27 protein-coding genes are annotated in these 23,895 nt (G+C 38.6%); 10 read left to right on the top strand and 17 right to left on the bottom strand.

Going from position 1 to position 23,895, the window contains the following annotated elements; translation table 11 throughout:
* Positions 1-77 precede the first annotated feature (77 nt).
* The gene (locus ABVF21_RS15250) at positions 78-875 is read right to left on the bottom strand and encodes a VLRF1 family aeRF1-type release factor (RefSeq protein WP_303533899.1); all 798 of its coding nucleotides are present in this window, start codon (positions 873-875) and stop codon (positions 78-80) included.
* 300 nt (positions 876-1,175) lie between these two features.
* Here ABVF21_RS15250 and ABVF21_RS15255 point away from each other — a divergent pair, with 300 nt between their 5' ends.
* Positions 1,176-3,089 carry a heavy metal translocating P-type ATPase gene (locus tag ABVF21_RS15255; protein ID WP_371018523.1) on the top strand — a complete coding sequence of 638 codons (1,914 nt, stop codon included), beginning with the start codon at positions 1,176-1,178 and terminating at the stop codon, positions 3,087-3,089.
* 39 nt (positions 3,090-3,128) lie between these two features.
* Here the strand turns inward: ABVF21_RS15255 and ABVF21_RS15260 are convergent, their stop codons facing one another.
* The 6 genes from ABVF21_RS15260 to ABVF21_RS15285 all read right to left on the bottom strand — a co-directional run bounded on the left by ABVF21_RS15260 (position 3,129) and on the right by ABVF21_RS15285 (position 7,538).
* Positions 3,129-3,953: a YihY/virulence factor BrkB family protein gene (locus ABVF21_RS15260; RefSeq protein WP_371018524.1), complete on the bottom strand. Its 825-nt coding sequence runs from the start codon at positions 3,951-3,953 to the stop codon at positions 3,129-3,131.
* A gap of 22 nt (positions 3,954-3,975) precedes the next feature.
* Complete coding sequence (locus tag ABVF21_RS15265) at positions 3,976-4,377, bottom strand: YtxH domain-containing protein (RefSeq protein WP_303533894.1); 402 nt, start codon at positions 4,375-4,377, stop codon at positions 3,976-3,978.
* A 74-nt stretch (positions 4,378-4,451) separates the two neighbouring features.
* Positions 4,452-5,318 carry a fructosamine kinase family protein gene (locus ABVF21_RS15270; protein ID WP_371018525.1) on the bottom strand — a complete coding sequence of 289 codons (867 nt, stop codon included), beginning with the start codon at positions 5,316-5,318 and terminating at the stop codon, positions 4,452-4,454.
* Positions 5,315-5,785 carry a low molecular weight protein-tyrosine-phosphatase gene (locus ABVF21_RS15275; protein WP_303533889.1) on the bottom strand — a complete coding sequence of 157 codons (471 nt, stop codon included), beginning with the start codon at positions 5,783-5,785 and terminating at the stop codon, positions 5,315-5,317. The genes ABVF21_RS15270 and ABVF21_RS15275 overlap by 4 nt, the downstream gene beginning before the upstream one ends.
* 2 nt (positions 5,786-5,787) lie before the next feature.
* Complete coding sequence (locus ABVF21_RS15280) at positions 5,788-6,189, bottom strand: secondary thiamine-phosphate synthase enzyme YjbQ (protein WP_194220122.1); 402 nt, start codon at positions 6,187-6,189, stop codon at positions 5,788-5,790.
* Between the two features lie 134 nt (positions 6,190-6,323).
* The gene (locus ABVF21_RS15285; protein ID WP_303533885.1) at positions 6,324-7,538 is read right to left on the bottom strand and encodes an EAL domain-containing protein; all 1,215 of its coding nucleotides are present in this window, start codon (positions 7,536-7,538) and stop codon (positions 6,324-6,326) included.
* A 241-nt stretch (positions 7,539-7,779) separates the two neighbouring features.
* On the opposite strand from ABVF21_RS15285, the gene ABVF21_RS15290 reads away from it, so the two are divergent.
* The 4 genes from ABVF21_RS15290 (at position 7,780) to ABVF21_RS15305 (ending at position 10,633) form a co-directional block, all read left to right on the top strand.
* Positions 7,780-8,568: an STAS domain-containing protein gene (locus ABVF21_RS15290; RefSeq protein WP_303533883.1), complete on the top strand. Its 789-nt coding sequence runs from the start codon at positions 7,780-7,782 to the stop codon at positions 8,566-8,568.
* A 158-nt stretch (positions 8,569-8,726) separates the two neighbouring features.
* Entirely contained in the window at positions 8,727-9,476 is a 750-nt protein-coding gene (locus ABVF21_RS15295; RefSeq protein ID WP_371018526.1) for a TIGR02206 family membrane protein, read from the top strand.
* Between the two features lie 25 nt (positions 9,477-9,501).
* Positions 9,502-9,774 (top strand): acylphosphatase, encoded by a 273-nt coding sequence (locus tag ABVF21_RS15300; RefSeq protein ID WP_303533881.1) that lies wholly within the window; start codon positions 9,502-9,504, stop codon positions 9,772-9,774.
* A 67-nt stretch (positions 9,775-9,841) separates the two neighbouring features.
* Positions 9,842-10,633, top strand: a complete 792-nt coding sequence (locus ABVF21_RS15305; protein WP_303533880.1) for an STAS domain-containing protein — start codon at positions 9,842-9,844, stop codon at positions 10,631-10,633.
* A gap of 141 nt (positions 10,634-10,774) precedes the next feature.
* On the opposite strand, the gene ABVF21_RS15310 is transcribed toward ABVF21_RS15305, so the two are convergent.
* Entirely contained in the window at positions 10,775-12,085 is a 1,311-nt protein-coding gene (locus ABVF21_RS15310) for a lysine N(6)-hydroxylase/L-ornithine N(5)-oxygenase family protein (protein ID WP_303533878.1), read from the bottom strand.
* Positions 12,086-12,262: 177 nt separating this feature from the next.
* Between ABVF21_RS15310 and ABVF21_RS15315 the strand changes: the two genes are divergently transcribed.
* Positions 12,263-13,024 carry a methyltransferase domain-containing protein gene (locus ABVF21_RS15315; RefSeq protein WP_371018527.1) on the top strand — a complete coding sequence of 254 codons (762 nt, stop codon included), beginning with the start codon at positions 12,263-12,265 and terminating at the stop codon, positions 13,022-13,024.
* 44 nt (positions 13,025-13,068) lie between these two features.
* Here ABVF21_RS15315 and ABVF21_RS15320 read toward each other — a convergent pair whose 3' ends face one another.
* The 3 genes from ABVF21_RS15320 to ABVF21_RS15330 all read right to left on the bottom strand — a co-directional run bounded on the left by ABVF21_RS15320 (position 13,069) and on the right by ABVF21_RS15330 (position 15,329).
* Positions 13,069-13,860: an ABC transporter permease gene (locus tag ABVF21_RS15320; RefSeq protein ID WP_303533873.1), complete on the bottom strand. Its 792-nt coding sequence runs from the start codon at positions 13,858-13,860 to the stop codon at positions 13,069-13,071.
* 4 nt (positions 13,861-13,864) lie between these two features.
* Positions 13,865-14,809: an ATP-binding cassette domain-containing protein gene (locus ABVF21_RS15325; RefSeq protein WP_303533870.1), complete on the bottom strand. Its 945-nt coding sequence runs from the start codon at positions 14,807-14,809 to the stop codon at positions 13,865-13,867.
* Positions 14,810-14,960: 151 nt separating this feature from the next.
* On the bottom strand, positions 14,961-15,329 hold the full coding sequence (locus ABVF21_RS15330) for a DUF1992 domain-containing protein (RefSeq protein WP_371018528.1): 369 nt from the start codon (positions 15,327-15,329) through the stop codon (positions 14,961-14,963).
* A gap of 184 nt (positions 15,330-15,513) precedes the next feature.
* Here ABVF21_RS15330 and ABVF21_RS15335 point away from each other — a divergent pair, with 184 nt between their 5' ends.
* Positions 15,514-15,639 carry a DUF2639 domain-containing protein gene (locus ABVF21_RS15335; protein WP_194220132.1) on the top strand — a complete coding sequence of 42 codons (126 nt, stop codon included), beginning with the start codon at positions 15,514-15,516 and terminating at the stop codon, positions 15,637-15,639.
* A 48-nt stretch (positions 15,640-15,687) separates the two neighbouring features.
* On the opposite strand, the gene ABVF21_RS15340 is transcribed toward ABVF21_RS15335, so the two are convergent.
* Positions 15,688-16,386 (bottom strand): VCBS repeat-containing protein, encoded by a 699-nt coding sequence (locus ABVF21_RS15340; RefSeq protein ID WP_303533864.1) that lies wholly within the window; start codon positions 16,384-16,386, stop codon positions 15,688-15,690.
* A gap of 123 nt (positions 16,387-16,509) precedes the next feature.
* Here ABVF21_RS15340 and rarD point away from each other — a divergent pair, with 123 nt between their 5' ends.
* Positions 16,510-17,451 carry an EamA family transporter RarD gene (gene rarD / locus ABVF21_RS15345; RefSeq protein WP_303533862.1) on the top strand — a complete coding sequence of 314 codons (942 nt, stop codon included), beginning with the start codon at positions 16,510-16,512 and terminating at the stop codon, positions 17,449-17,451.
* Between the two features lie 41 nt (positions 17,452-17,492).
* Here rarD and ABVF21_RS15350 read toward each other — a convergent pair whose 3' ends face one another.
* Positions 17,493-18,191: a YqjF family protein gene (locus tag ABVF21_RS15350; RefSeq protein WP_303533860.1), complete on the bottom strand. Its 699-nt coding sequence runs from the start codon at positions 18,189-18,191 to the stop codon at positions 17,493-17,495.
* 223 nt (positions 18,192-18,414) lie between these two features.
* Between ABVF21_RS15350 and ABVF21_RS15355 the strand changes: the two genes are divergently transcribed.
* Together ABVF21_RS15355 and ABVF21_RS15360 are read left to right on the top strand one after the other, a co-directional pair.
* Complete coding sequence (locus tag ABVF21_RS15355) at positions 18,415-19,446, top strand: NADP-dependent oxidoreductase (protein WP_303533859.1); 1,032 nt, start codon at positions 18,415-18,417, stop codon at positions 19,444-19,446.
* Positions 19,447-19,571: 125 nt separating this feature from the next.
* Positions 19,572-20,300 (top strand): TspO/MBR family protein, encoded by a 729-nt coding sequence (locus tag ABVF21_RS15360; RefSeq protein ID WP_371018529.1) that lies wholly within the window; start codon positions 19,572-19,574, stop codon positions 20,298-20,300.
* A gap of 49 nt (positions 20,301-20,349) precedes the next feature.
* Here ABVF21_RS15360 and ABVF21_RS15365 read toward each other — a convergent pair whose 3' ends face one another.
* From ABVF21_RS15365 to liaF, 4 genes are all read right to left on the bottom strand, one after another.
* Positions 20,350-21,198, bottom strand: coding sequence for a YitT family protein (locus ABVF21_RS15365; protein ID WP_194220137.1), 849 nt, complete (start codon positions 21,196-21,198; stop codon positions 20,350-20,352).
* Between the two features lie 258 nt (positions 21,199-21,456).
* Positions 21,457-22,089 (bottom strand): response regulator, encoded by a 633-nt coding sequence (locus tag ABVF21_RS15370; protein ID WP_303533854.1) that lies wholly within the window; start codon positions 22,087-22,089, stop codon positions 21,457-21,459.
* A complete protein-coding gene (locus tag ABVF21_RS15375; protein WP_371018530.1) occupies positions 22,086-23,114 on the bottom strand; it encodes a sensor histidine kinase in 1,029 nt (342 codons plus the stop codon). The genes ABVF21_RS15370 and ABVF21_RS15375 overlap by 4 nt, the downstream gene beginning before the upstream one ends.
* Positions 23,111-23,836, bottom strand: coding sequence for a cell wall-active antibiotics response protein LiaF (gene liaF / locus ABVF21_RS15380; protein ID WP_303533849.1), 726 nt, complete (start codon positions 23,834-23,836; stop codon positions 23,111-23,113). Before liaF ends, ABVF21_RS15375 begins: the two co-directional genes overlap by 4 nt.
* Between the last annotated feature and the right edge of the window lie 59 nt (positions 23,837-23,895).

Here is a 23,895-nt window from a genome sequence, read left to right on the forward strand (position 1 = left end):
AGTCAAAAATCGAGAAGCAACAGTGGAAGCTAACGTCGCTCATAATAATAAAAGCACCCTCAAGGGTGCTTTTATTATTATGAGACTAGCGATTCGATCACTTCATCATCTCTCTTATCAGAATAATTCTTACCAACTACTGTCGCTTCCTTATTCATTAACTCATTTAATTCGTTTGCTTCTTCTTTTTCACCAGCCACGTAGATTTTTTCCCACTGCTGAGTTTTTGCTTTTTTATCAAGCTTTGCAGCCATCGATTTGTACCATCTCTCACGATTGGCCTTTACTCGATCTTCATATAGCTCTCGCTGTGCTGTACTTCCATTTCCAGAGATATTCTCATTTCCCGTTGTTCCTTCGTAAATTCTCCAGTTATCCTCGTCCGGATCCCAGGCATATTCTTCACTTTTGGTTAGAAAACCAAGTTCAGTTTCAATAATCCGAACATAATCATGATGGACAAGCACAATACCAGTATTGGGATAGTTGTTTTCAAGTTCTTCTACTACTTCTAGTTGAGGTTCTTCTTCCCAATAAAGGTTCGTTTCGACTGGAACTTGCGTACGCTCTACGAACCAAATCTGATCATCTGAAGAAGCAATAATAATAAGTCCGCGTTTTAAATCATTTTCTATACGATTAAGCTCATCTTGAATTTTCTCTTTTACTTTTTCATATTTTTCAAGATCTTCTTTATTACCACTTTGCTTTAAGTATTCCTCGAAATTTCGAAATCCGTTTTTTAATTGAATTTTCCATTCACCATTTTGTCGGTCCGCATCACGACGATCCGTATTTAAATACAAAGTAAACACTTTATCAGGCTTTTGGACACGAGCATGTTTCAGTTGTTCTAGCTTTTCTTTTAATAGCATTGTACTCCTCCTCATCTTTTCTTTGTTACAAATTCAATTCCCTGTTCATTCCCATTTTTAAACATAAAATCATTCCATCCAATTGTTCTTTTTCTTATAGTCAAGATGAGAAGCATGTGATAGAATAAAATTATTAAAACATGATAATCATTCTAATCTACATGAAAAACATTCTCAATGCGATTTAGATAACTCCGTTTTATCAGCTTTCTAATGCTGTGACTACTTTAAGTGGTCACAGCATTGCACGTTTAGCAAGGGAATGAAGATGACTATTATTCTCAATTAGAAAAAGGAGGAATGATAATGGAACAGGCAAATATTCAATCAAGTACTTACACCTCACATACTTCTTTCTGGTGGAATACTTTAAAACGTCACGGGGAGCTTACTGCTGCCCTAATAAGTGGATTAATCATTGCCTTTGCTTGGATCATGGAGGGTGCATTTTCACCTTCCGTTGAAGCCAGTCTCTATATCACGGCATTTGTAATTGGCGGTTTCGCTAAAGCAAAAGAAGGAATAGAAGACTCGTTTGCTGAGAAAGACGTGAATGTTGAGCTTCTTATGATCATCGCAGCGATCGGTGCTGGTAGTATTGGGTACTGGACTGAGGGAGCCATACTTATATTTATTTTTGCATTAAGTGGTGCCCTTGAAACTTATACATTGAACAAGAGTGAACGAGAGCTTCAATCTCTGATGGAAATTCAACCAGAAACCGCAACCGTTATTTCAAACGGTTCTGAAATGGTTGTACCTGCTAGTTCACTATCTGTAGATGACGTTATTCTTATTAAACCAGGAGAGAGAGTCCCTGCAGACGGATTAATTATGAAAGGGCAAACTTCTCTGGATCAATCTGCAATTACCGGCGAGTCTATTCCAGTCATTAAACGAATCGATGAGGAAGTATTTGCTGGAACATTAAATATATCAGGACATTTAACCATAAAAATGACTAAAAGTAGTAAGGACACCGTCTTCCAAAAAATCATTGCTCTTGTTCAAGAAGCCCAAGATCAAAAAGCACCCTCACAGCTGTTTATCGAAAAACTTGAAGGCTGGTATGTCAAAATCGTATTACTAATGGGCTCTTTACTTATGATCCTCCCTCACTTTCTTTTTGGATGGACGTGGGATGAAACGATCTATCGTGCTATGGTTTTTCTTGTTGTTGCTTCCCCATGCGCCCTAGTTGCTTCCATTATGCCAGCTACACTATCAGCTATATCAGCAGGTGCACGAAATGGCATTCTATTTAAAGGAGGGGTTCATCTCGAACAACTCGCCTCCATGAAAGCTGTTGCACTTGATAAAACGGGAACATTAACGGAAGGTTCTCCAGTAGTTACAGATGTTTTCACTCGTTCAGATATTGATGAGAATACATTCATGAACATCGTAGCCTCTATCGAACGGCAGTCGACACATCCACTTGCTAAAGCCATTGTTAATCATTCAAAATCACATAACTGGCTAGAACCTGAGGAAATGATGGATCATTCTGGATGGGGTGTTGAAGCGAAAATTAACGGAATCAGCTGGAAGGTAGGGAAGTTAGATTTCTTTAGTGATAAGGATGGATTTGATTCTTTTCAAGAAAAGTACGCCCAGTTGCAATCAAGTGGGAACACCATTGTATTTGCTGCGGATCAACATGGTTTTGCTGGTATGATAGCTTTAAAAGATAAAGTACGAAGTGAATCCGCAACAATGGTTAAAGCGTTGAAAAAACGTGGGATTGAGCCTATTATGCTCACAGGTGACAGTGAACAAACAGCAAAAGCGATAGCAGAAGAAGTTGGCATAGAAACCTATTTCGCCAATTGTCTTCCAGAAGATAAAGTAACCCACATGAAAGAATTAAAGAAAAAATATGCAACGGTTGGCATGATTGGAGACGGCATTAATGATGCACCGGCTCTAGCGGTTTCTGATGTTGGAATTGCTATGGGTCAGGGAACAGATGTAGCGCTCGAAACGGCAGACGTTGTTCTAATGAAAAATGATCTTGGAAAACTTACTCGAGCCGTAAATCTTTCTAACCGATTAAATCAAATTGTTAAACAAAACGTGATCTTTTCCATTGCTGTCATCTTCATCCTTATTGCATCTAATTTCTTTCAATTCCTCACCCTTCCATTGGGAGTTCTCGGTCATGAAGGCAGTACCATTCTTGTTATATTAAACGGATTACGCCTACTAAAATAACAAAAGCCCAATAGTTATAGCAGCATATCGCCGCTAGCTCTATTGGGCTTTTTTCCTGAAATAATTTGAAGTCGCGTTCACTTCGCCCCCTATGATAATCACAAGGCCAGTGAGATAGAACCAGAGCATAAGGGCAATAACCCCTCCAAGACTGCCGTATGTAGCAGAATAGTTGCTAAAGTTGTTGATGTAGTAGGAAAAGGCTAATGATACGAGCTGCCAAAATACCGAAGCAAATACAGACCCTAGCAACACATCTTTATAATTCAGCCGTTTATTTGGAGCATAGTAGTAGATAAACATAAAAACCACAATCATAATGGATAGGCTTAAAGTCCACCGGATGATCGCAAACATAAAACTTAATGATTCAGGTAATTCAAAGAACGATACAAAAAAACGCCATAGTGTTTCTCCAAATACGGGTAAAACGAGTGCCACAACGATTACAAAGATCATCGCTAACGACAATAGAATCGATAATCCTCTCGCTAATAAAAAATGTCGACTTTCCTGAACGTTATATGCTCGGTTAAGTGACTTAATGATCGCATTGATGGCATTAGATGCTGACCAAATGGTTGCGATAATCCCAAATGATAAAAGACCTTTGCGTGCTCCATCTTCGAGAATAAGATTTTCTTGAATGGTCACAAATGATTCAGAAGGTGCGTATTGCGCAATTAAATCAAGAATTTGATCCTGAGAGAAATCAAAATGAGTGAGGAGGGTAATCGCAAAGATCAGAAACGGAAACAGCGATAATAAAAAATAGTAAGCAAGCTGTGCTGATAAGTCGGTTACTTGGTGTTCTTTTATTCTTGAAAATAGCTGTTTCGAAAATTGCCCTATTGATGCATCCACCATATACCCTCCTGCTGCTCAATTAATGTGTCAATTTATCGTTAGTGTTGCCAGTTAATTCTTCACCAGCTTCCACAACTCTCGAGCCTATTTCTTTAAGATCGTCCTGTGTTTCTTTGACAAGATTAAACGCTTCAACCGAACTTTCTTTCAATCCATTGAATTTCTGAGACAGGGTTGAAATGTCATCTTGTACTTCCTTCATTAGCCCGCTTGCATCATCTACGGTTTGCTTCCATTTATCCGTATAGTATGATGGATTATTCTTAATATCACGCAAAATAGTGCCTGCTTTTTTTGATCCGTTTTGAATGGATTCTCTCGTTCCTCGATCGAACAGTGAAATAAGTGCGCCTGCTAATCCACCAATAAGGACTGCCTTAAACAGTTTATTTTGACTACCGCCTGAATATGTCTGACTCATTTGATTTCCTCCTTGTTATATAAAGATGCGATTTAATTCCCTTTATTTACGCTTATGAAACGCCTTCATAACATTCAGAGTGTGTACTTTTGCAGTATTCGATCTACCGCACTTCCATAGCTTTCCCCAAATAAGATCAAATGAACAAGAAGATAATATAACTGATAGATAGGAATTCGATCCTCAAATTCTTTCTCTAACGGATAATCAACTCCATATTGCTCGTAGAACGTTTTTGAATAACCACCAAATAAATATGTAAATGCGATATCTACTTCTCGGTCACCAAAATAAACAGCAGGATCAATTAAATAAGGTTGCCCATTCTCACCATACAACCAATTACCACCCCAAAGATCACCATGTAAAAGTGAAAAAGATGGTTTATGCCCTATGATTGAATCAAGCCTCTGGCGGAGTTGGGTTAAGCGGCGGTCACGCTCCCTTGAGATTCTCCCCTTTTCAATTGCTAGCTCCTGCATGACCCCAAGACGCAAATCTCTGTAGAACGTAACCCAATTGGAAGAAGCGCTGTTTAATTGAGTTAGCTCTCCTATAAAATTGGGCTCATTCAGACCAACCTGATTGGAATGCTGTTGATGCATTTTTGCAACAAGACTACCTAGTCTCCGATCGCCTGTTTCATCAGATGGTTTGGAACGAATCCATTCCATCAGAAAAACCATTTCTGTTTCATCACGCGCCTTAAGTAGAAGGGGATTTGGTACCATCAATCCATTATTCCGTAATCGTTCAAGGCCTTTTTTTTCAGCTAGAAAAAATTGTTCAGAAGCTGTTTTATTTATTTTCGCAAAGTATTCCCGCTCTTTCGTTCGAACGTAAAATGCCTGATTTATCGAGCCTCCTAAAACAGGCTGCATATCGACAATTGAAGTTCGATCACCTGTTTCTACAATCGCTTTTTTTATATCAAGCTTCATATGCCCTCTTCATCTCTAATATGTTCAAGTAATTTTGAACAGCCCTCTTCAACCATTTGGTAAACTTCTTCAAAATTCCCTTCAAAATAAGGATCCGGCACATCTTCAATCTCACTTTCGCTTACGTAGTCCATCAATCGTGAAATTGAGCTCGAGGAGTTCATTCCCGCCATTTCATGAAGTTCTCCAAGATTACTTGCGTCCATTGCAATCACATAGTGAAATTGAGAAAGATCGGCTTCCTTCACTTGTCTTGCTTTCATTCCATCCACTGAAATTTGTTGCTTTAAAAGAATTTCCCGAGTTCCCTCATGAGGAGGTTCTCCTACATGCCAATCACCTATACCAGCTGAATCAATTTCAATCTGATCCGATAATCCAGCTTGAGCTACTTTCGACCTTAGGACTGCTTCCGCCATTGGTGAACGACAGATGTTTCCTAGACAAACGAATAAGACTCGGATCATCGTTATCCCTCCATTGTTTTGATATAAACGGTACGGTTACGTGGGCCATCGAACTCACAGAAATAAATGCCTTGCCACGTGCCAAGAATAAGACTGCCCTCTTCTACAATGATCGTTTGCGATGCACCTACTGTACTTGTTTTAAGATGAGAAGCAGAGTTTCCCTCAGCATGTTGGTATTTTTCGTGCTCCCATGGATACACTTCATCTAATCGCATAAGCATATCGTGCTTTACATCTGGATCAGCATTCTCATTAATCGTAATACCAGCCGTTGTATGAGCCGAATAGACGAGAACAGTTCCCTGTTTAAGATTCTCATCACGGATAACCTTTTTAACCTCTGAGGTAATATCAATCATTTCATCTCGACGATTTGTTTTAACAGATATTTTTTTAAGCATCTGATCCCTCCTATAGCTACTATCTTACTACTACCCTTAAAAGCCTCTTTTCACTCTAGTCTTGCCACAAACTTTCTATATGACGCAAACCACGTGGAACAATGACTTTCTACGGAGCTTATGTTTACCACTCTCTAGTAGTCATCTCGTTCATAAAGATAGAGGTATGGTATATCTAGAAACAAGTAATAAGATTCATTTATAGGATAAGAGTAAGTCCGGATGAGCTCATTTGTTTCAATATCACTATATAGGTCAGACAATATCCCAACCTTTTCATGCTTCATCCTCACGATATTTTCAAGAAAATATGGACGCCAGCTCCAATTATCGCCTTCATATTCAGGCTGAAACTCCCACCCTCCTTCTCCATTTCTATAATAGTTAGACGAAACTTGGTGACCGTCTTCATCACAAATGTAGCCTCTAAAACAAGCTTCACCAAGAGAATGGGCAGCTTCAGCTACCATTGTATTCCAATCATTTTGCTTGCTCCTTTTTATGTGCTGCTGCAAATGACGATTAAAGTCCTGAGACAGCTCATAAAGCGAGAGAAGACGCTTTCTCTCATGCATGATAAAATGTTGAAATTCATTTGTTAGCAAAGATTTATATTGGTTAACATCCAAATAATCTGCTCTCGGCTTACCAAGATAGTACCCCTGATAATATCGCCCGCCGTTCTCCCATGCATATTTTAGCTGACCTACTCCTTCAATTCCTTCAAATAGTAGAGTTGAACCAATTTTTCTTCCTAACATAGATAAGGCATACAAAACTTCTCGATATTCTGGAGGCATACCCTTATCTTTCAAATTCAATAAACCAACCTTAATAATATTAGGATTAAGAATAGCGATTTTTTCAATATTACTCATCGTATTACCTGCATGGCTAACAGCTACTTGTACACCAAGACTCTTATAATATGTAAGGATATGCTGAAGAGTCTGTAACGCTTCATCTTCAATATCATAATCAGAAACCTCTATAACAATTTGTTCATAAGTGATCCCCTTATTCGCATACTCTTCAAGATCGTTTGTGAAGGTTTCACCATGGTCATAAAGAAGGTGCCTGGCACTCGAATTAAAAAATAGGCTCTGACCGTTTCCGCGCTCTAAAAGAATATCAATCGCTTGACTTCGAATATGTGAATCAATTTCTAATATGTACTCTTCAGGTATAGACTGATCTTGAAAAAAGAATCCAAGACTTTCTATTCCTTCTTCTGTTCGAATTCTTCCGAGAACTTCATAACCGATAATTTGCTGCTTATCAGCACTAACAATAGGCTGGAAGTATGGGAAGATCTCTTCTTTTTTTCCCATAACATCAAGTGCATCCATTACATAACCCCTCCCGTTCATTCTAAATAAATAATTTTATTATATCATGAATACTAAACATGCTTTATATCTCTATCTTATTTGTCTGATTTCTTCAGTTTATTATCTGAACATTTTTATAAGCTAGTCGAAAAAATGGGTTTTCATTGGTTTTTCTACGATAGCGATTTATACTAGTAGTACCATTCAATGTAAAAGGTGATGATCAAATGAGAAATATGACGTCATGGAGCTGTAAGCTATGAAAGTAAACAAAGAACAGCTTAAGCGTATGAAAAGAAATGAATTCGTTAGAACAGCAATAGAATATGTAGATACAGGAGTCGTCATTACAGATCCTGAGCTTCCCGACAATCCAATTGTTTATACAAATGAAGGTTTCGAGAAATTAAGCGGATATTCAACCGATGAAATTATCGGGAATAATTGTCGTTTTTTACAAGGAGCGGATAGCGATAAAGAAACGGTTGCTCAATTACGTTCCGCTATTCAAAATGAAGAGAAAATCAAAGTTGAAATCAAAAATTACAAAAAAAATGGAGAGTTCTTCTGGAATGAACTCCAAATCTACCCAGTCTACTTCGAAAGTGAACATCAAACATTTTTTGTAGGGGTACAGCAGGATGTTACTAAACGTAAAATGGCTGAAGAACGATCTGAACATTATTTCGAACAGGTGAAACGTTTATCCACTCCAATCGTTCCAATTGACCGTAAAGTCTCGATCGTTCCAATAGTTGGGCACATTGATGACGAACGAATCGATCTCATTCTAAAGAACGTAAGTGCCCATATTCAGAAGAGCGGAGATGAATACTTGATTATCGACCTTTCTGGTGTCAGCCATTTCACCTCTGAACTTCACAAAGGAGTCTATCAACTCCATCAGCTCATTAAACTCATGGGAGCTGAACTAATGCTAACCGGAGCTAGACCTGACTTTGTCTTAGAAGGTGTACAAGCTGATTTCTCCCTGTCTTCCATCAAAAGCTTTCCTTCTGTTCAGCACGCTCTCATTACAATCAATTAAAGGATTGAACTGAGCTAGCCATTTAGTGGTTTTTCTTGATCAAAATACTATGTACAGATTCTTTAACAATCTCAATAAATGAAGCCAAAAGCTTTCGAATAAACGCTTTTGGCTTTTTTATAATAGCTAACTTGATTAGAATAGAGGTTTTTTTAGGAATGGAAACTTTTTTCTCCTGGTCGACAGACAACCGCTTTGCTCTTTTTTCGTTTCCTCACCTATCAGCGTTGTTTACTTTAGGGGTAATGATGTTGCTTATTTTTTGCTTCAGATCAGACTTAAAAGAAAAGCGTGCAAATCTTGCGATGCGACTAATGATTGCCACTGCTTTATTACTGTCAGAGGGTAGTTTTCATCTCTGGTTTATTTACTATAGCGAATGGAGCATTACTACGACCTTACCTCTTCAATTAAGTAGCATTTCACTTCTGTTATCTGTTGCTCTGCTAATAACTAAACAGAGGCGATTGTTTGAAATAACTTATTTCGTAGGTACGTCTAGCGCTCTCCTCGCAATGATCACGCCTGATCTTGGCTTCTATTCTTATCCACACTTTCGATTTTTTCATTTTTTTGTAGCTCACGGCGGGATCGTTCTAACATCATGGTTATTTATTGCCGTTGATAAATATATCCCCTCCTATCGCTCAATATGGACGGCCTTTACAACTCTGAATTTATATGTAGCTGTGTTATTTGCAATCAATCTTAGCATCGGTTCAAACTACATGTTCTTAATAAATAAGCCACATAGTCATACCATTTTGGACTACTTAGGACCATGGCCATTCTACTTACTTTCACTCGAAGGCATTACCATTATCGCCTTCCATCTTCTTTATCTTCCATTCTATATACTGAAGAGCTACTCGTTTAATAGAACAACAAATAGGAAAAGTACTATATAGGACTACTTTGAAAGGATGAAGCGAGATGAAACGGTATCATTATATTGTTAAAGGAAGAGTTCAGGGTGTAGGGTTCCGAGCATATACACAGCAAAAAGCAGCCCAATATGGCCTTACTGGCTATGTCATGAATCGAATGGATAGCTCGGTCGAAGTGGAAGCACAAGGAGAAGAAGCCGCTATGAGACATTTTCAATCTGCACTAGAATCAGGGAGCCCCTATTCCGTCGTTGATAACGTGATTATGGAAGAAAAAGATGTAAATGAGAATGAACGGTCTTTTACTATTCGTTATTAATAGGCAATTGGTATGCTTTGAATTATAATATGATTAATATGTTAGTTAAATTTGCGGAGGTAATGAGTTGGCAGAAACGACTTTTTTTTCACATAGTGAGACAACAAGAGCGCTTAATAGTTTAGGCGATAATATATTTGTATGCGATTTAGATTTAAGTATTGTGTGGTTTAACCAACGTGCAGAAATGCTACTTAAGTCACTTATACCTTATTTACCTATTAAGCACCCTATAGAACTAATCGGGAAAAGCATTGATGAATTCCATCAAAATCCTTCACACCAAAGAAACATTTTGCTCTATCAGTTGCCATATGAAAGTACCATTACCTTATTTGACCGATTTGCTGCTAGTATCGTTATTTCTGAATACCTTAACGAGTCAGGTGAAAAAACTGGTTATCTACTTGTCTGGCGCGATGTAACAGAAAAGCAAAAGGAGCTTCAGGAAAACAAAAAACTTGTTAGTGAACTATCTTCAGCAATTATTCCAACCATTATTGATAATGCAATTCTTATCCCTCTTATCGGCACCATGAATGAAGAAAGATCAGAAAAGCTTATTAACAACACATTAAATTATTGTGCAGTTAACAATACGGATTATGTTCTACTGGACTTCTCAGGGCTATCTGAATTGAATGCGAGCTCAGCCCAAGCCTTATGTGAGACGATGACAAAGTCACTCTCTTTAATGGGTATCCTTGTCGTTTATGTGGGAATCACGAAGCGGGTTGTGCAATGGTTAATGAATCTTGATCTTGATCCGAAGATTCCTACATTTTCAACGTTTCGCCAGGGTATTAACCATGTTGTTAATCTTGAAGGATATTCACTCATGTTAAAAGAACGTGACTAGAAACACTAACATCACTTATTCTAGTGAAAGAAAAAGGACTTCCCAAACATGATAAGTTGGGGAGTCCTTTTTCTGTTGTGCTTCCGTATAGCTTTCATTTTTAGTAAAAGATAAAGATTTTTTCGTTATTCACTCCAAATTCTATATTCCTTTACTAGAAAACTGTTGGAAAACGGTATTTGTATTAACTTTGAATAACGATTTTCCTGCTACGAAGTTCAACACGCGCTTGTTTCGCTCAACAGAAAGGGCAAGGTTTGTTGCGCCAGTTCCGTGAGAATGATCAAGATTCGTTAACGTAAAAATGTGGTTCTTCCTTCCATCTTTAAAAACCAGTTGCTGATCCATTTCTACTTTAAATAGGTTCTCATCTTCCCATTCGATTTCGTCTTCTATCCGTTTAAACCATTCAGGGAAGTGAGGTTTATATCCAGTCGCAAGCACAACTTTATCCGTATTCGCTTGGAATTCATGATTTTCTTGCCACTGTCTACAGGCAAGTTCATAGCGATCATCTATCTTTTCGATACCATTTACCTCTGTTAAAGGTTGAATCATCACATCTAGCGAATCCTCTGAGGATCGATGATAAAGAAGGTGATAAATATTCTTTAATGTAGATGGATCTATGCCTTTTCTTAAAGTTCCAAGTGTTGAAAGAGCATCTTTCCGGTCGTCAAACGAAAGGCCGTGAAAATAGCTAACATAATCAGGTGAGAATACTTCCTGCCCTAGCTTAGCTGATTCTAATTGAAAAAAACCTGCTGAGCGAGTCAACCAGTTCAAATGATAGCCGTACTTCTCCTGGTCATGAAGCAAATCATAAAACACTTCTGCAGCACTTTGCCCTGACCCGATCACTGTTACTGAACGTGATTTTTTCAACTCTTTCTCGTGATAAAGATAATGATTTGTATGAAGAACATCTTCAGGTGGATATGAGTCGAAGCCATCAGGTATATTTGGCACACTCCCTGTTCCTAGGACGACATGCTTTGCTTGTAAGGTCTCTGTTCGACCCGTCTTTACCTCTTCAATCGTAACGTTATAACATGCTTTTTCTTTATCATAAAGAACATCAATTACTTTTTGACCAAAGAAACAATTATTTAATTGTGACGCAACCCATTTAGTATAAGCGTTGTATTCTTTTCTCGGTATATCGAATTTATTAAAAAAATAAAACTGATAAAGTCGATCATGCTCATGTAAGTAATTAATAAAAGTATAAGGGCTTTTTGGATTTGCAATGGTAACCAAATCTGCAAGAAATGGAACCTGAAGATCTGCTCCATCAATCAACATCCCTGGATGCCAATTGTATTCTTCTTTCTGATCAAAATAAATCGCTTCTACCTCTGTCTCATCTGCAAGTGCAGCCATCCCTAAATTAAACGGCCCAATCCCAATTCCTATAAGATCATATAACTTAGCTGTATTCAATGTCTTCACGTCCTTTAATCTCCATTCCAGATTCACTAGGTTTGCAGTATCGATTCAATCGAATGTTCGCATACCTTGGTTTACCCTAATCTCTGTAGTTTTAAATCCTAATTGATTATAATAACTTTTTCTCACTCTCTACATCTTCACTGCTATAATGGTAATTAATAACAGGAGGGGTTATACGTGATAACAGATCAAGCATTTGAATTTCACATTAAAGACATCGAAACACCGTTCTCAGGTTGGGATTTTTCTTATATTACAAATACAGAAAGAATGAACGGCGAACCGCTTCCCTGGTCGTACACTTCTTATGTTCTACACCATTTCCGCTCTAGCTACAGTGTACTTGATATGGGAACTGGCGGCGGAGAATTTCTTGAAGCATTAAAGCCATTTCCAAATAAGTTAGCAGCAACAGAAGGCTATCCCCCTAACCTTCCAATTGCCAAATCAAGACTTGAGCCCCAAGGTGTCATTGTAAAAGGATTCGAGGATGACGATACTCTTCCTTTTTTAGATGCTGAATTTCAATTCGTGATGAACAAGCATGATTCCTACTCTCCAAAAGAAGTCCATCGTATACTATCTGCTAATGGAGCTTTTATTACTCAGCAGGTTGGCGGGGGAGATATGAAAGAACTAAATCGAGTGTTGGATGCTCCAATGAAGTCTGAATACGATCATTGGAACTTGAATTACGCCGTTCAAGAGCTGGAATCTTACGGATTTTCCATTGTAGATGCTAAAGAATCTTTTCCTTCTACACGTTTTTATGACATTGGTGCAGTCATTTATTATTTAAAAGCGATTCCATGGCAGATTCCTAACTTCTCAATCGAACGCTATCGAAACGCACTCTATCGTTTACATAAAAATATAGAAAATAACGGATTTATTGATATACCTTCACACCGCTTTATTCTACATGCAGCTAAAAAATAGCCTATATTTTAAAAAAGCCCGCAATAAAATGCGAGCTTTTTCTCTTAATCAGCACTTACAGCTTTGGAGGCACTTACCGCTGAGAAACTAATCGTAATAGCACATAATAAACCAATGACCAAAAATCCTCTAATAAGCGGCCAAGCTTCCCAACCATCAATAAACACGGAGCGCATCGCCTCAAATAAGTATGTAGTCGGATTAATCGTTGCCGCAACTTTTAACCAACCTGCTTCAATCAATTCATAGGGAACAAAAGTTGTGCTAAGAAAAATAAGTGGAAAGAATACAAAAGTCCCTGCTTGTGCAGATTGAGCATTCTTTGTTCGTAACGCTACACCAACTGAATACCCTGCAAAAGCAAGCCCCCACCCAAGCGTTAATAAAAGAATGACGATTACTCCACCAAATCCTGCTGCAACTTCTAGACCAAGAAAATAAGCAACTACTAGAATTAACACCGTTTGAATGAGCAGCTGCAACATTCCCGCAATAATCGGACCAAGTACGATAGCAAGTCTTGAGGAAGGGGTAAGAAGAAGACGTGAAAAGTATCCATTTTCTAAATCCTTAACCAGCGCTTGCCCCGCTCCACCAGCTCCCCCGATCGCAGCTGAAACGATAGAGACAGGTAAAATAAAGGCAAGGTAGTTTGCTCCTTCAAATGCAGGAAGCTGTGAAATCCCACTTAATCCTCCTTCATAAACAAACAAAAAGAAAAGACTAATGATTAAGTTAGGAATGAAAATCAATGGATTCCGAATGATTGTTATGATACTCCTTTTTGTAAAAACCAGTGTATCTACAAGAAAAGAGCCTTTCTTTTGCTCAGCCATAGCTTTACGCCCTTTCCTTTTGCTCGTTCGTCACATTAATAAATACATCGTCTAAAGATGGTGGCTTTACATTCAATGTTTTTGGTGAAAGGTTGTGTTCATCAAGCTTACGAACAAGTTCTGATAGAAGTTGAGTTCCATTCTTAGTGTACAGTGTAACCTCTTCTTTTGATCGCTCAATATTCTCTGCAAGATCGGCTAGCGTTTTACTTGCTCGCTCCGCTTCTTCAACCTCTTCGAACATAAGTTGAATCGCATCAAATCCGAGCGTCCTTTTTAACTCTTCGGCACTTCCAGATGCGACAATTTTTCCTTGATTGATGATACTGATTCGATCAGCAAGTTGATCAGCTTCTTCAAGATATTGAGTTGTAAGGAATATCGTCGTTCCTTCTTCTTTATTCAACCGCTTAATTTCTTTCCAAATAGCTTTTCGATTCGATGGATCAAGTCCAGTTGTTGGTTCATCAAGAAAAAGAATTTTTGGCTTATGAACTAAGGTGAGCGCAAGATCCAACCTCCGTCTCATTCCCCCAGAATACTTTCCACATGGACGATCAGCTGCATCATTTAAGTCAACCAGGGTAAGTAACTCTACACCTCTTGTTTTGGCTTCTTTCTTACTAAACCCAAATAGTCTTGCCTGCATTTCAATTAACTCTCTCCCCGTTAACACTGGATCGATACCCGTTTCTTGGAGCGCCACACCAATATTCCATCGTACCCGTTCGGGTTCTTCCCCAACATCAACACCACCAATGTGGATGCTTCCTGTCGTTGGTTTCACAAGCGTTGTAAGAATCTGAACAGTCGTAGATTTACCTGCACCATTAGGGCCGAGAAAGGCAAAAAATTCGCCTTCAGCTACTTCAAAACTTACGCCCTGAACAGCTTTCACATCACCTTTATACGTTTTAACTAGCTCATGTACTGATATAGACCCATCCATTCTCTAACCCCCTCTATTGTTGGAAGGCTTTTCTGCAAGAAAACACGCCCGTGCTGTTATACTTACATTCGCCTTAGTTTAAATTTCTCCTTTAATAGAGTGTGTTCGTTCAAAAAAAGAACCCCCCTTAAATTGAATTTAAAGGGGGCGTTTACCATTCGGTTAGTTTCTTCTGCACTTTATGCTGATATTCTTTGGTTAAACGGGAGCGTCTTTCCTTATAAAGCTTATTGTAGCGAAGCTGCTTTTCTGAAATTCGCTGCTTTAGCCGCTCTTTCTCCCTATCATCCTCACAATACTCAAGAAGTTTCTCTAGAGACAGTAACTCATTTTTTAAATCCATTTCTTCAGGGAGATAGCCACTATTCTTTAGAACTTTGTAGGCTATTCTAAGATCTTCTGGAATCATCGATAAATCCTCAAGATTCTGTCGTTTTCCTTTACCAGGGAGATCGTCAAAATCACCATGTTTTAATGCTGTTTTAATCTTATCCTCTGCCACAAACCATGCAAAATCCATGCACATCCCTCCTTACTTTCATTATCCTTTTCTGTTAATGAATTGTCATGAACCCTGTAACAAAATTCCTTCAAAAAAATAGACTTTTCCTCTTTTCATAAAGAACAATGGATGATAACATGGTTGACGGTTAAGGTTTATAGAATACTCCTTATAGAATTTTCATTAGAGAAAGGATGGTTCGATGCATTACGCAAGCAAAGGCTGGTACGTTGAACAGCTTAAAAAACATGATGTACGTTACATTGAAGGACGCAAGACAGAGAAATTCAAGAAACACGTACTTGCATCTCTTCTTGAAAAGCAATAAAAACGAAATTCCAAAGGGGGATTACACCCCCCTTTTCTTACATACTCACTATCCAAATAAACATAAGGATTGATACATAGGAACGAACTGGTTTTCTTTCCACTGAAGTGGTGTAGAAAGAAAACCTAGCCCATCCGCGTTATACCTTCCGATTACTCTCTGATAAACCAACAATTCATTAACTCCGTCACGCTGCAAATCAATGGGATATACGCCACTAGGAGGCAAGACACTTCCCTTTATCGGGGCTTTTAATTGCCCATTCTCCTTATAAATTTCCGAAAGATACTCTTCTCCTTTATAAAGAAGACTCACAATATAGTTCTGATTTAACGTTTTATTATCAACCTTCGCTTGATAATAATCAAGGTAGTATACATCATAAGTAAAAGCTTCATAGAAACTCTGTTGATCAAAAAGCAACCTCAGGGTTTGATTTAGATAGGAATACAAAAAGTCATACGTAAGCCCTCCACTCCCTCCAGAATCAGAACGCACTAATATTTCCTTCACTTTGTTCCCGGTAAAATCACCCAAATAAAGGGTCGGGTTATAGCCACTACTACCCGGAAGAGCAAAAGAGACATCGACCGCTGTGGTATCATTTTTGATCGTTAGAACAACGCTATCGACTAACGGTGAATCGTCCCCAAATGGTTTATTACCAGTAAGGGTCACAAGATCAGGAATGCCGTTCCCTGTTACGTCTCCCACCTTCTGATCTAATAAAATGCGCGCTGCTCTCATTGCTTCCAGCCCCTTTCGCTTTATGTAACAGTCTATGTTCATAGACGAACGCTTTTTCGTTGTAATGATTTGGAAAGGAAGCTAAACTAGTGTGAAGTGATCTTATGGAAACGAGGAAAAACGATGAAATTTTCAGATAATGAACAAATGATTGGGATACTTTCGGGTGCCGGCGCCTATTTCTTATGGGGCATTCTACCGCTATATTGGAAGCTCGTCGGGCAAGTACCATCTGAAGAAGTGTTAGCTCATAGGATCATCTGGTCCTTTGCTTTTATGATTATCATATTAATCGTGCTGAGGAAATTAACTTCATTTAAAATAGAGCTTCTCGGTATTTTCCGTCGTCCGAAGAAGCTAGCAGCGATCGCTTTTGCATCCGTATTTATCACTATAAATTGGTATGCATTCATATGGGCTGTCAATCATGATCACGTCATTCAAACCAGCCTTGGTTACTATATCAACCCATTAATTAGCGTTCTTCTAGGTATTCTATTCTTAAAAGAAAAGCTTTCCTTCTGGCAACTCATTTCATTTGCACTTGCTACAATTGGCGTATTAAATCTCGTCTTTCGATTTGGAGAAATACCATGGGTCTCTCTCATCCTAGCCATGAGCTTCGGAATGTATGGTTTATTGAAGAAAAAAGCAAGGCTTGGTGCTTTAACAGGACTAACAATTGAGACGCTATTCATTACGCCGTTTGCGCTAATTTATTTAATGACCGTTCGCACAAGCGTGGCCGATGCCATGTATTTAGAAGACGCCTCTCTTTTCGGATTGTTACTGGGCGCTGGAATTGTCACTGCTGTACCACTTTTGCTTTTTGCAAGCGGGGCAAACCGTATTTCGCTTTCGATGATTGGTTTTCTTCAATACATCGCACCTACTTTAATGCTCATACAAGGTGTCTTCCTCTATGGAGAGTCGTTTACGACTGTGCACTTAGTCAGTTTTGCTTTAATTTGGGCAGCACTGATCATTTTCACCCTTGCTCGCACCAAATTATTCCGTCGCATAGAACCCCACTCGTTTCAAAGGAAGCATTCACTAGAATCGTAATATTAAAAACCCCTTTACTTAATGTGAAGGGGTTTTTCAGTCTAGGTTACATTCTCAAATGGCCACAAATAAGTTGTCACCTTCTTAGAGAAATGAGTAACAACTTGATCAGAGTAGTGATATGGGTGTGATAGAGTATCACGAAGAACAGCAACATCAACCTTTTGAAGTGCCCATCGATCATGCTTAATTTTCCCTTGAAATACTTTATTTCCTCTTACAATAAAAAGCCGATCTCTTTCTGTAAGCCAAAAATCAAGATCTCCATTTCGCGCTTCATAAGATGTTCCTAGTGGTTCATAAATAATATGGTAATCGGATTTTTCAACACCTTTATGTGTTCTAGAAGACCAAAAGCTAATTTGCTTTCCATCACTTTTTTTACCCATTTTTGCTTGAAGGTAAGGAAGGTGAAAAAGATTTCTCGCCACCATAACACCTGCTTTATGACTAGCATCAAGGCTGAAGAAATACACACCACGTTTTTGGCCATACTTCACATAAGTCCGCACATTAAGTTCAAGTAGTTTTGAAGCAAAGGGAACTGAAGGTAAACCACGAAATCGAATTTGATTCATTTCAAACGGAACGATTCCAATCCAGGCCTTCCCTTCAAACGTATCTACTTCTAGTTGAGGTGGAAGTATGGATTGAAGCCAATCACGATCAACAGACCAGTGTAGAAACAAAAGATCCTCCCACGTTTGTTTCATAATCCATCCGCTAGTTCTGGAACTCAATTGACCTTCCTCCTCTCTTTCGTATCATAACCAATTATGCCCATTCCTTTCAAAAAAAAATAGAATTTGAATGTGTTGAAGAAGATGCTAAGGACTGTTTGAAGATGTGCTTATTTACAATGCGAATACTTTGATAAACTGTAATGTTTTGTGGTACCGTTTAGGTGGAACAGCTTAGATAAGAAATGAATGAGGCATCAATCATATAATGGAGGGATTATGAATGAGTAAACAAAGACAAATTCATCTAGCAAAACGACCAGAAGGTATGCCTTCAATGGAACACTTCGACATTGTTGAAGCGGACATTCCATCACCAAAAGATGGAGAAGTTCTTCTACGTGCACTATACCTTACAGTAGACCCTTACATGAGAGGTCGTATGAGAGATGCAAAATCGTACGTAGCACCATTCCAAATCAACGAACCATTGAACGGTGGTGTCGTGGCAGAAGTTGCCGAATCTAAGTCTTCTCAATTTAATCAAGGTGATGTCGTTATTGGCCACCTAAACTGGGAAGAATACTCAGTTGTGAATGAAAAGCATCTTCGAAAAATCGATCCATCTATTGCTCCAATCACCACACATCTTGGAATCCTTGGTATGCCGGGACAAACAGCTTACTTCGGACTTCTCGATATCGGTCAGCCTAAAGAAGGCGAAACAGTAGTTGTATCAGGCGCAGCTGGAGCAGTAGGCTCTGTTGTTGGTCAAATTGCCAAAATCAAAGGGTGCCGCGTTGTAGGTATCGCTGGTTCAGACGATAAGATCGACTATATCAAAAACGAACTTGGTTTTGATGAAGGAATTAACTACAAAACCCAGGATGTATACAAAGCGCTAAAAGAAGCTTGTCCAGACGGCATTGACGTTTATTATGAAAACGTTGGGGGCGAAATCGGCGATGCTGCCATTAGCCTACTAAATAAATTTGCTCGTATCCCTGTTTGCGGCGCAATATCTTCTTACAATAAGAAAGAAGCGGATCTTGGTCCACGCGTTCAGACAAAACTTATTCAATCAAGTGCTCTCATGAAAGGCTTCGTTGTAGGCGATTATTCAGATCGCTTTAGTGAAGGTGCTGAGCAATTAGGGAAATGGTTACAAGAAGGCAAGTTAAAATATGAAGAAACAATCGTAGAAGGGTTTGAAAACGTTCCTGACGCATTCCTTGGTCTCTTTGAAGGTACAAACCTTGGTAAACAACTTGTAAAAGTAGCAGATCCTGAATATGCTACACTTCCTAATCGCTAATAACACTCACCTGCCCCTAATTAAGGGGCAGGTTTTTCTATGTGCTCATGCACATAAAAAGACGGTTATGTTTAAGATTAAGAAGGAATAGTATGTACTATAGACTTTATATCTAGGAGGTCCTTATGGGTAAATTTCTTCTTAATCTCATTGCGTATATACTCGTCGTAACAGTAAATGGCCTTGCTAATGCACTACCGTTAAATGGTCAAACGACAGGAGAAATATCAAATAGACTGAACGTACTTTTTACACCTGCCGGCTATGTTTTTAGTATATGGGGGCTGATCTATCTTCTTCTAGGGATATGGATTATTCGTCAATTTCCTAAAAGTCGGAGAGATTTGCCAATCTACCAGGAAACAAGTGGATTATTTGTTCTAAGTTCCATTCTTAATAGTCTTTGGATTTTCATGTGGCATTATGAATTCTTCGGCTTATCGGTGATCGTTATGCTTCTTTTACTCTTCACACTCATTAAGCTCTATACTAATTTGAAAGCAGCAGACGCTTCTTTCTTTGATTTGTTACCTTTTTCCGTTTATCTGGGTTGGATTAGCGTTGCGACGATCGCCAACATTAGTTACTACCTAACATACATTGACTGGGATGGATTTGGTATTTCCGATACGATATGGACATTTCTACTATTAATCATCGCGACAATTCTTGCTCTTTATTTCTTGAAAAGCGAGCAAGATTGGATATACACACTCGTTTTTGTTTGGGCCTTTATTGGGATTGGAGTTAAAAATCAAAATGGAGATGTACCATTAGTCGTTTACTCATCTTATGTACTGGCTGCTCTTATTTTGATCGTTACGCTTCTCTATACTTTTAAAACTAAGAAATAATTTTAAGTAAGAAACCCCTTTTCCGTTTTGGAAAAGGGGTTTTAATCTATTATGCAAGAGATTTGAAGTCTTGACCAAGAATTTCTTTCATACTGTGAACCGTAATAAAGGCTTTCTGATCAACAACACCAACATGCTTTTTCAATTTAAGTAGATCTTTTCTACCAAGGATTGTTGTAATCACTTCTTTTTCATCAGAAGTAAACGCCCCTCTAGCCGTGTGGATTGTTGCGCCTTTTCCAATCTCTTCAACAATAAAGGATCGAATTTCTTCACTTTCTTTACTGATAATCACAATCTCTTTCTTAGCTTCAAAGCTCTGAAGCGTATAATCAATGACTAGGCCATTTAGAATGACACCAAAGATCGCATACATTCCGATTTCAGGTCCAAACAAGACGACTGAGAATAGTGCAATTGAAATATCCGAGATCAGAACGGCTTTTCCAACCTCCATAGAGAAATACTTATTTAGAATCATCGCAATAATATCTGTACCACCAGTAGAAGCTTTCTGATGAAAGACAAGTCCCATACCAGCTGCAGCAATACATTGACCAATAATTAATTGAATTAAGATATCCTGGCTAAATGGCTCAGTTACTGGAATAAAACGTTCAAATGCCCATACAGCAAGGGATAAAGCGAAACTCGCATAGATCGTTTTAACACCGAATTTAGGACCGAGAAAAAGAATTCCAACTAACAAAAGTACTGCGTTTAAGATGATCATAAACATTCCGACTGACAGGTTCGGGACTAGATGGTTCATCAGAATCGATAAACCACTGACTCCCCCCGTAGCAAGACTATTAGGAGATAGAAAGAAATGAACGTGGGTTGCAACACCGAGCGCACCCAAAGTAATTAGCAGATAAGTTTTGATGTGATGAAGCATCTATTATCCCTCCCGTTGTTTTGTTTTCGTTTCGTAAGCACAATCGGGATTATAATAGGGATTCAGTGCTTTGTAAACAGCCTAAACCTAAGATTTTTAATTGAAGCGGTTACAACTCATAAATAGGTCTTTGTTACTATATTATCTATTGAATTCGACACTAATATACAAGAATTTTCTAAATTTTCGGTTGCTAAATAAGTAGAATCACCTTCTCTTCATTGTATTAAAAAAAGCAAAAACAGCTTCTGTTTTTGCTCATTTTACAAGGTCATGCTTAAACGCATAAATAACCGCCTGGGTTCGATCATGAACTTCAAGTTTTCCAAGAATGTTGCTCACATGAACCTTCACTGTTTTAAGTGCAATAAACAGTTCATTGGCAATCGTCTGGTTGGCCTTTCCCTGAGCCATTAATAAGAGAATTTCCATCTCTCGATCCGTGAGTTCTTCATGTGGCAGCTTTTGAATTCTGCTTCTCATCCGCGACATCATTTTCCCCGTTACTTCAGGTTCAAGAACAGATTCCCCATGGTGTGTTTTTCGAACTGCATTTGCAATTTCAACTGCTTTCGATGTTTTCAGCATGTAGCTTGTAGCTCCAGCTTCAAGTGCTGGATAGACTTTTTCGTCGTCTAAAAAGCTTGTTACGATAATGATTTTTGCATCTGGCCATTGTGTAATAATCTGTTTTGTTGCTTCAATCCCATCCATTTCTTCCATAACTAGATCCATTAATATGATATCTGGACGAAGGGATAGCGCGAGTTCTACCCCTTTCTTTCCATTATCCGCTTCTCCAATGACGTCAATATCAGCCTGAGCAGATAAATAAGATGAAACACCAATCCGAACCATTTCATGATCGTCAACAAACAAAACTTTAATCATTCTCTACCCCTCCCAACAAGTGGTACGCTTACTTCCAGCCTAGTCCCTTTATGTGGAAGACTGACTAATTTAAGAACTCCTCCGATTTCGAGTGCTCGTTCATGCATGTTTTGTAATCCATATGATGCAGCTTTCTTCTCATCCATCTTAAAACCAACCCCATCATCAACTATTCGTAAGATCGTACGTCCATCTCGATGAATAAGTAGGACATCTAGTGTCGATGCCTTCGCATGCCTTAGTGTATTGGATACACATTCTTGTAGTATACGAAACAGATGGTCTTCAACACCTTTATCGAGCTCAATATCTTCAAGCTTCCAATTCACTTGGATTGGCACCTTTTGAGACAGTTCGTTCAATAGCTCTTTTATCCCTTCCTCGAGTGAACGATCTTTCAATGCGGCAGGTCTAAGATGAAGTAAGAGAGCGCGCATTTCTAGTTGGGATTGATGTATGGTTTCTTCAATCATCTTAAGGTGTTTTGTTTCTAGATCATCCGCTGCTTCACGACTTTCCGTTATCGTACTCATTAACATGGAAGCAGCGAACAGCTGCTGACTCACGGAATCATGTAGCTCACGAGCAAGACGATTGCGTTCTTCGGATACGACTTGTTGAACTCGCTTCTCATGATCCTCTGCTTTCTCGTTCGCAAGCTTCTGGGCTAGTCTTACTTGATCATTCATTCGGTTTTGCAATTTATCAATTTGTTCAAAAACGACATTTAGACTTGTACCACTATAGTTATGTAAAGCACGTCCCTTATCAAGTTCCTCTAGCGTATCTGCAATGTTTTGAATTTCTTTATTCGCATATAAACCTGATATTCCTCCAACAGCCGCTCCAATCATTACACATATAATTGGAACGATTAACCCGAACGGTAAGTCCATTAAATCTTTCTCAAATAAAAGGGAAAGAGACGCCGGTGGAAAGACAGTCAAATAAGCGGCAGAGAAAAGAAAAAATAGCAAGAGTGACAGTAATGCACCAAATAGTATATGACGCTTCATGACACTCATACTCGCTTCACCTCTAAATCTCCAGCAAACATCGAGGTGACTAGCTTTACCTTCTCAGTAGCATCATCATATCCATTCGTTTTATAAGAGAGGACTTGATTAAACACTCCAGGTTCTTCATGTTGTAACAACGTCGCAGATCCGATCATAGCTGAATGTTGAATATTCACTTCGAGTTCATAGGGAATGAGTATTTGCACTTTTCCTACGAAGTTTCGAATCAAAATAACGGATTCTCCTTTAGGGAGAACCGTGTAACTTAAATCGATAATCGTTTCACCAAAACCAGCTTGAATGTTAATATCATTCCACTCGTACACATGATCATGGGTTTTCTGTCGACCGGACCACTTGTTTTGCAACAATGGCTTTTGATGAACCATTCCTTCTTCATACACTGAAGGCTTTTCAAGTACCGGCCTTATTTTCTTCGGTTTTTGTTTGGACTGATAAAACTGGAAGCCAAGATAGACTAATAGAACAAGAAGAAAAAACTTCACGACTACCATATTCATAACGGTCGTTATAAAGAAAAAGATACCGAGTCCAAGAAAAACTTTTCCTGAAGTTCGTGGAAGACCTTTTCTCCCCATATAAACAAATGCAGCGGAAAGAATTAATAAGAATAGGAGGCCGCCATTTAAAGAAACTTCTAACAAGATAAGAATAACCCCAATAATCAGAAGTCCATTAACAGTGTCATTATGTCTATTTTTCCACACTAGCGACCCTCCATTCATCACTCATTTATCGTTATTCCACCTTTTATACTCATGACTAA

The sequence above is a fragment of the Pseudalkalibacillus sp. JSM 102089 genome, assembly GCF_041366475.1.
In the GTDB taxonomy this organism is placed as follows: domain Bacteria; phylum Bacillota; class Bacilli; order Bacillales; family Guptibacillaceae; genus Guptibacillus; species Guptibacillus hwajinpoensis_B.

Coding starts and splice junctions, on each gene's coding strand:
- ABVF21_RS15250 (WP_303533899.1), bottom strand. CDS start 875: ATGCTATTAAAAGAAAAGCTAGAACAACTGAAACATGCTCGTGTCCAA.
- ABVF21_RS15255 (WP_371018523.1), top strand. CDS start 1,176: ATGATAATGGAACAGGCAAATATTCAATCAAGTACTTACACCTCACAT.
- ABVF21_RS15265 (WP_303533894.1), bottom strand. CDS start 4,377: ATGAGTCAGACATATTCAGGCGGTAGTCAAAATAAACTGTTTAAGGCA.
- ABVF21_RS15270 (WP_371018525.1), bottom strand. CDS start 5,318: ATGAAGCTTGATATAAAAAAAGCGATTGTAGAAACAGGTGATCGAACT.
- ABVF21_RS15275 (WP_303533889.1), bottom strand. CDS start 5,785: ATGATCCGAGTCTTATTCGTTTGTCTAGGAAACATCTGTCGTTCACCA.
- ABVF21_RS15280 (WP_194220122.1), bottom strand. CDS start 6,189: ATGCTTAAAAAAATATCTGTTAAAACAAATCGTCGAGATGAAATGATT.
- ABVF21_RS15285 (WP_303533885.1), bottom strand. CDS start 7,538: ATGGATGCACTTGATGTTATGGGAAAAAAAGAAGAGATCTTCCCATAC.
- ABVF21_RS15290 (WP_303533883.1), top strand. CDS start 7,780: ATGAAAGTAAACAAAGAACAGCTTAAGCGTATGAAAAGAAATGAATTC.
- ABVF21_RS15295 (WP_371018526.1), top strand. CDS start 8,727: ATGGAAACTTTTTTCTCCTGGTCGACAGACAACCGCTTTGCTCTTTTT.
- ABVF21_RS15300 (WP_303533881.1), top strand. CDS start 9,502: ATGAAACGGTATCATTATATTGTTAAAGGAAGAGTTCAGGGTGTAGGG.
- ABVF21_RS15320 (WP_303533873.1), bottom strand. CDS start 13,860: ATGGCTGAGCAAAAGAAAGGCTCTTTTCTTGTAGATACACTGGTTTTT.
- ABVF21_RS15325 (WP_303533870.1), bottom strand. CDS start 14,809: ATGGATGGGTCTATATCAGTACATGAGCTAGTTAAAACGTATAAAGGT.
- ABVF21_RS15330 (WP_371018528.1), bottom strand. CDS start 15,329: ATGGATTTTGCATGGTTTGTGGCAGAGGATAAGATTAAAACAGCATTA.
- ABVF21_RS15335 (WP_194220132.1), top strand. CDS start 15,514: ATGCATTACGCAAGCAAAGGCTGGTACGTTGAACAGCTTAAAAAACAT.
- ABVF21_RS15340 (WP_303533864.1), bottom strand. CDS start 16,386: ATGAGAGCAGCGCGCATTTTATTAGATCAGAAGGTGGGAGACGTAACA.
- rarD (WP_303533862.1), top strand. CDS start 16,510: ATGAAATTTTCAGATAATGAACAAATGATTGGGATACTTTCGGGTGCC.
- ABVF21_RS15355 (WP_303533859.1), top strand. CDS start 18,415: ATGAGTAAACAAAGACAAATTCATCTAGCAAAACGACCAGAAGGTATG.
- ABVF21_RS15360 (WP_371018529.1), top strand. CDS start 19,572: ATGGGTAAATTTCTTCTTAATCTCATTGCGTATATACTCGTCGTAACA.
- ABVF21_RS15365 (WP_194220137.1), bottom strand. CDS start 21,198: ATGCTTCATCACATCAAAACTTATCTGCTAATTACTTTGGGTGCGCTC.
- ABVF21_RS15370 (WP_303533854.1), bottom strand. CDS start 22,089: ATGATTAAAGTTTTGTTTGTTGACGATCATGAAATGGTTCGGATTGGT.
- ABVF21_RS15375 (WP_371018530.1), bottom strand. CDS start 23,114: ATGAGTGTCATGAAGCGTCATATACTATTTGGTGCATTACTGTCACTC.